The organism is Streptomyces palmae (assembly GCF_004684805.1).
Lineage (GTDB): Bacteria > Actinomycetota > Actinomycetes > Streptomycetales > Streptomycetaceae > Streptomyces > Streptomyces palmae.
On sequence record NZ_SRID01000404.1, the window covers coordinates 1 to 6078 of the forward strand.

The window sequence follows — 6078 nt, forward strand, 5'->3', positions numbered from 1 at the left end:
CCGCGGCCCCCTGGACGACCTCCGCCGGCTGCTGGTGCGCGAACCACGCGGGCACTCCGGCATGTACGGCGGCTTCGTCGTCCCACCCGACGACGACGGCGCCCACCTCGGCGTCCTGTTCTGGCACAAGGACGGCTACTCCACCGCGTGCGGCCACGGCACCATGGCCCTCGGCGTCTGGGCCGTCGAGGAGGGTCTCGTCACCGCCCCGACCGACGGCACCGCCCGGGTCCGCATCGATGTGCCCTCCGGGCGCGTCACCGCCACCGTGCACCGCGAGCAGGGCGGCGTCACCGGCGTCACCTTCCGCAACGTGCCGACACGGGTGACCGCCCGTGCCGTTCCCGTCGCCACCAGCGCCGGCACCGTCGAGGTCGACCTCGCCCACGCCGGGGCCTGCTACGCCTCCGTGCCCGCGGCCCGGCTCGGGCTCACCGTGGACCGCGCCACGCTGCCCCGACTCGTCGCCGCGGGGCGGGAGATCCGAAGCGCCCTCGCCGACCACCCGGGGAGCCGGCACCCCGACAACCCCCTGCTGTCCGGCGTCTACGGCGTCATCCTCCACGAGGATCTGCCCGACACCCCCGAAGGCCCCTCCCAGCGCAACGTCACCGTCTTCGCCGACGGCCAGTTCGACCGGTCCCCGTGCGGATCGGGCACCTCGGCCCGGCTCGCCCTGCTCGCCGAGGACGGTGCCCTCACCCCCGGCCGGTCCCTGCGCCACGAGTCGATCGCGGGCACGGTCTTCACCGGCCGGGTGGTGTCCCGTACCGGAGAGGGCACCATCACCGAGATCAGCGGCACCGCCCACCGCACCGGGGAGCACCGGTTCGTGCTCCACCCGCAGGACGACCTGCCGGAGGGCTTTCTGCCGTGAACGGGATACCGGTCCTCGACCACGACACCGTGACCGGGCTCCTCGGGCACCCCGGAGCCGCGGACGCGCTGGCCGGTGCGCTGCGCGACGGGCTCGACCCCGAGCGGTGCCCGGACCGGTCCACCGTCCAGGTACCGGCCGGACAGCTGCTCCTGATGCCGGCCGCCTGGGGCCCGTACACCGGTGTGAAGATCGCCGGGGTGGCGCCCGGCAACCCGGCCGCCGGGCTGCCCCGGATCACCGGCGGCTACCTCCTGCTGGACGGCCCGACGCTCCAGCCGCTCGCCCTGCTGGACGGCGCCGCGCTCACCACCCTGCGCACTCCCGCGGTGTCCGCCCTCGCCGTGCGCCTGCTCGCCACGCCCGGCAGCCACCGGCTGGTCCTCTTCGGCGCCGGGCCGCAGGCCCGCGGACACCTGCGGGCGCTGCGCTCCGAACGGCCCCTGGACCGGGTCACCGTGGTCACCCGCGCCCCGGAACCGGCCGAGTCCCTGGCCGCGTACGCGCGGACACTCGGCATGGACGCCGGCCCCGGTACACCCGAATCGGTCGCCGGGGCCGACCTCGTCGTCTGCTGCACCACCGCCCGCGAACCGCTCTTCGACGGCAGGCTCATCGGGGACGACACCACCGTGGTGGCCGTCGGCTCCCACGAACCGGACGCCCGCGAGACCGACACCGCGCTCGTACGGAGCTCGGCGGTCTTCGTCGAAGGGCGCACCGCCGCGCTCCACGAGGCCGGCGACCTGATCATCCCGCAGGCCGAGGGGGTCATCGGGCGGGACCATGTCGCCGGCACCCTGGCCGATCTCGTCACCGGCCGCACTCCCGTACCGGCGGACCGCCCCCGGCTGTTCAAGAGCGTGGGCATGGCCTGGGAGGACTTGGTGATCGCGGCGGAGGTGTACCGGCGGTGGGCGGCGGGGCCGCCCGGCGCACCGGCGTGAACCCCACCGTCTCCCGCGGATGCCGGTTCGGCGGTGACTCGGCCGGCGTGGTCAAGGCCCGCAAGCTGCCGCCGGTCAGGTTCTGCGCGAGATGATCATGATGTATTCGCAGGGAGCGTTCGTGGGGTTGGCGAAGCCGTGGTCCGCGTCCGCCTGGAAGAACAGGGAGTCGCCCGTGTTCAGGGTCTCGCTGATTCCGCCGATCGCGACGGTGAGGGTGCCTTCGAGCACCACGAGTTGTTTCTCCGTACCGGGCGGATACGCGGGCAGCAGCCCGGTGGAGACCCGCGCGGGGAGGTAGTGGACGACCATCTCGGCTCGTCCCGCGCCCGGGGCCGCCGACACCATGTGCCGCTCGAAGCCGGTTTCCGGGTCGCGGAAAACGGGGCGATCGTTCTTGCGCATGACAAGGGCCACGCCGGACGCGGCAGCGGCCGGCGCACCGACCAGGTCCGAGAGGGAGGCGTCGAGCGCATGGGCGATCCTGGACGCGACGCCGATCGTGGGGCTCTTCTCGCCGCGTTCGACCTTGGACAGCATCGCTCGGCTGACCGACGACCGTGTGGACAGCTGCTCCAGCGTCAGCCCCGCCTCCTCGCGGCGTCGCCGCACGTTACCGCCGAACGCACCGGCCAGGTCGTCACCGTGCTGTGGTTCGGCCGCGTTTCCGTCTTGCTCGACCACCGTGCTCCTCGATCGATGGGTACCTGGCTGCCCACAGTGTAGTGTTCTTCTAAAGGAGACTTAGTCTTCTATCGGAGACGTGCGATGCGCGCCCGACACGACGGAGGGGTTCCATGCGTTTGATCTCGAGTGGCCGGCACCATGCCACCTTCGAATTCGGCGACCTGCGGGTGGTCTCGTTGCGCGACGGGTACATCGACATGCCGCCGACACGGCTCCGCGACGAGGACGGGCGCACGCTCGATGCGCTGCCGGCCGCCGTCCCGCTGGCCGGCGACAACTTGCGGCTGTCGGTCAACGCCTTCTTCGTCACCGACGGCTCGCGGTCGGTTCTCATCGACACCGGCGCGTCCGACGCCTGGCACGACCCCACCATGGGATTGATCTACGACGCGCTCGACGAAGCGGGAATCGACCGCGCGCATGTCACCGATGTGGCCATCACCCACAACCACGAAGACCACGTGAGCGGTCTGATCGCGCCGGACGGTTCGGAGGCGTTCACCAAGCTCGAGCGCGTGTGGATCGGCGCGGGCGACACCTCGGTGTTCACGGGGCGGCTCGAGCCCGTCCGCGACCGGGTCGTACCGGTGTCGGAGAAGGTCGCGATCAACGACTGGATCACCGCGATCCCGACACCGGGCCACACGCCCGGTCACACCGTCTACGAGGTCAGGAGCGGCACCGGCCACCTTCTCGCGTGGGGCGACACCGTGCACGTTCCCACGCTCCAGTTCGAGCAGCCGAAGGTGTCCTGGGAGCTCGACGGCAACCAGTCCCAGGCCCGCGCCGCGCGGGCGGCTCTGCTCGAACAACTGACCCGACCAGACCACTTCGTAGCCGGCGCCCACCTCGACTCACCCGGCATCGCCCGCGTAACCCCCGCCGGCGACGGATATGCGCTGGAATACCTCGCACCACCGATCGGCTGATCGAGCCGCGCGACGGCTCCCACCCCCGCGCACTCCGTTGGGTCGAGGGCGCCCGCTCGCCGCAGCGGGCCCGCGGGTGCGGAGCGGAAGCCGCCGCCGAACCCGCTGGTGAACCCGCCCGTTTCAACGTGCTCCGGGCAGGGGGATGTCGGCCCGCCCCCCGGCAGCGGGCCGACGCCGTGAGGGCGGGCGCGACGCCCGCCGGGCACACTCAGCGGCTGTTCAGCGGCTTGCCGTACTTCTGAGCCGGGGAGAGGTACGGGAGGCCGAGCGTGCGGGGCGAGAAGGCCGCCGAGCCGTCGGCCGAGCCCTTGGGCAGGAGCCATGCGGCGCCCAGGGAGGCGTTCTCGCCCGGGGATCCGACCGTGACATCCGGTACACCGTCGGCGTCGTAGTCGCCCGCGGCGACCGCCGCGCCGAAGGTGTCGCCCGCCTCGGCGACGCCCGGCACGCCCGCCGTGTCCTGGTTCCACGTGACGGACCGGGCAGCGCCACCCGCGTCGAGCAGGCCCTGGGCGCCGCCGTGGAGCAGCCAGGCGGCGCCCGCCCCCGCCTCGCTTCCGATGGCCTCACCGGGCGCGCCCGCGATCAGGTCGTCGCGGCCGTCGCGGTCGACGTCGGCGACGGCGAGGGCGGCACCGAAGCGGTCGCCGTCCTCGGCCACCCCCGGGACGCCCGCCGTGTCCTGGTTGAGGGTCTGGGCGCGGCTGCCGAACCAGCCGCCCGCGGGGCTTCCGTAGTGGATGTGGACGCCGCCGCCCTTGGCGAGTTCTTCGGGGCCGCACGGGTCGTCGATGTTCTCGTCGGCGATCTCACGGCACTCGCCGAGCGCCAGGTCGTCGTGGCCGTCGCCGTCGAAGTCGCCGGCGGCCAGGGCGGTCACGCCGGCGTTGTCCGTGTTCCAGAAGTTGGCCATCGAGGACTGGTCGGCGTCCCACTTCCACAGGCGTACGTGGGACTGCGTGTTGGGGGTGCCCGCGGTCCAGTACGCCACGGCCAGGTCCGCCATGCCGTCGCTGTCGAAGTCGCCGGTGGCCAGGACGGGGGCGCGGCCGCCCATGGGGGCGGCGACGACGGTGGCGACCATGCTGTCCTCGCCCTGGGCGACATGAGCGACGACCTTGTCCGTGCCGCCGACCACGATCTCCTTGTTGCCGTCGCCGGTCAGGTCGGCCGCCGCGACCGACGCGCCGTACGCGGCCGAGGGCGACGGCCCGGTCAGGACCGTCGAACCCGGTCCCGGCCCGTTCTTCGAGCCGCCCACGGCGATGACCATGCCCGCGTCCGCGCCGCGGTCGGTGACGTCCTCGCCGGGGACACCGACGAGCAGTTCCGCGATGCCGTCGCCGTTGAGGTCCGTCAGGGCCGTGGAGGCGCCGAAGCGGTCGCCGGCCTCCGGGGCGCCGGGAACCTCGGGAGTGGCCTGGGTGACACGGATGCTTCCGTGGGCGCCGACGCCCATCGGGCCGCCCCAGACGATGTTCACGTACCCGGCCTTGGCCTGGCCGTCGACGGTCCCGTCCGGGACGCCGACGGCGAGGTCCGCGTAGCCGTCGCCGTTGAAGTCGCTGGTGGCAGGGCGGGGCGGGGCAGCGGCGGCACCGGACGGCAGAAACCCGGCGGTGGCAGCGGCGGCGGCTGCGATGGCGTACGTCAGGATGCGGCGGCTGTGTGGCACGGAGGCTCCCACTCGGTCGACGGGGTGCGGGTTTGCCTGGTGTGACCGTCGAAGGGCGGACCTGGTTGTACGGAGTACGGACACCTTGTGCGCCCGGCCCAGGTATCGAGGCCGGCCCGTCCGCGGCGGGACCCCTCGCCCGTACGGCTGTCAGGAGCCATGGCAGGCGCGCCTGGGCGAAGAGGGCGATGGGGCCGGCGACGGGCGGCAGACCCGGGCAGGTGATCACCCCGGTGTGCCGAGTCGGCCGGCCCCGAACCGAGCCGGGGCCGCCGGCCGCACACCGCGACCGGCGGCACCCCGTGCGGCTCAGGAGCCGCACTCCATCCGGCTCCGGGCCCCTGGGCCCCGGCACCGCCCCCGGCGCTCGCCCGGCGCCGCGCCCTCATGGCCCCGGCACCGCGCATGGCCGCCAAGCCCTGCCGACGCCGCGCCGTTCTCCGAGCGTGCCGTCGCCGTGCCCGATGCCAGGCCGTGGGAGCCCCGGCGCCGCGCCAGGTCTCCAGGCACCGCCGGCCCCGGCCCTGACGCCGAGTCGGCCGGCACATGACGCACCGGTACCGCGCCCGCGCCACCGGGGCGCGCCCCGGCACGGCGGGATCCGCCGGGATCCCGCGCCCTGGCTAGGCGGGTTCGGTCAGGCCGTGCTCCGAGGCCGCCTCCCACTGGCTCTTGCCGGTCGGCCGCCAGCGGCCCTCGCGCTCCTCGACCATCCCGAACCGGGCCAGGCCCTTGAGGTGCTTGAGGATGGTGGACGGCTGGTAGCCGACCGAGGCGCACAGTTCCTCCACCGTGGCCCCGGCGGCACCGTGCGACTCCAGCTGCCGCCAGGTGCGGGCCGCGCTCTGACCGAGCCCGCCGTTGCGGGAGGCGGTGGCGAACAGCGGCCCGTCCACTCCTCTCTCCCCGGCCGCCTCGCGAACGGGCGCCGGCGCCGGGGGCGGTGGCGCGGTCTCGGCT

General features: G+C 74.0%; 6 protein-coding genes. 3 read left to right on the forward strand and 3 right to left on the reverse strand.

Annotated elements, in window-relative coordinates; translation table 11 throughout:
- Both E4099_RS27840 and E4099_RS27845 read left to right on the forward strand, forming a co-directional pair.
- On the forward strand, nt 1–877 hold an 877-nt coding region (locus E4099_RS27840; protein ID WP_135341888.1), incomplete at its 5' end, for a proline racemase family protein.
- Nucleotides 874–1824, forward strand: coding sequence for an ornithine cyclodeaminase family protein (locus E4099_RS27845; protein WP_135341889.1), 951 nt, complete (start codon nt 874–876; stop codon nt 1822–1824). The genes E4099_RS27840 and E4099_RS27845, both read left to right, overlap by 4 nt.
- 75 nt (nt 1825–1899) lie before the next feature.
- Here the strand turns inward: E4099_RS27845 and E4099_RS27850 are convergent, their stop codons facing one another.
- The gene (locus tag E4099_RS27850; protein WP_135341890.1) at nt 1900–2508 is read right to left on the reverse strand and encodes a helix-turn-helix domain-containing protein; all 609 of its coding nucleotides are present in this window, start codon (nt 2506–2508) and stop codon (nt 1900–1902) included.
- Nucleotides 2509–2621: 113 nt separating this feature from the next.
- Here E4099_RS27850 and E4099_RS27855 point away from each other — a divergent pair, with 113 nt between their 5' ends.
- Entirely contained in the window at nt 2622–3440 is an 819-nt protein-coding gene (locus E4099_RS27855) for an MBL fold metallo-hydrolase (RefSeq protein ID WP_135341891.1), read from the forward strand.
- Nucleotides 3441–3651: 211 nt separating this feature from the next.
- Here E4099_RS27855 and E4099_RS27860 read toward each other — a convergent pair whose 3' ends face one another.
- On the reverse strand, nt 3652–5118 hold the full coding sequence (locus tag E4099_RS27860) for an FG-GAP repeat protein (RefSeq protein WP_245245239.1): 1467 nt from the start codon (nt 5116–5118) through the stop codon (nt 3652–3654).
- 623 nt (nt 5119–5741) lie between these two features.
- On the reverse strand, nt 5742–6078 hold a 337-nt coding region (locus tag E4099_RS27865), incomplete at its 5' end, for a helix-turn-helix domain-containing protein (protein WP_209446772.1).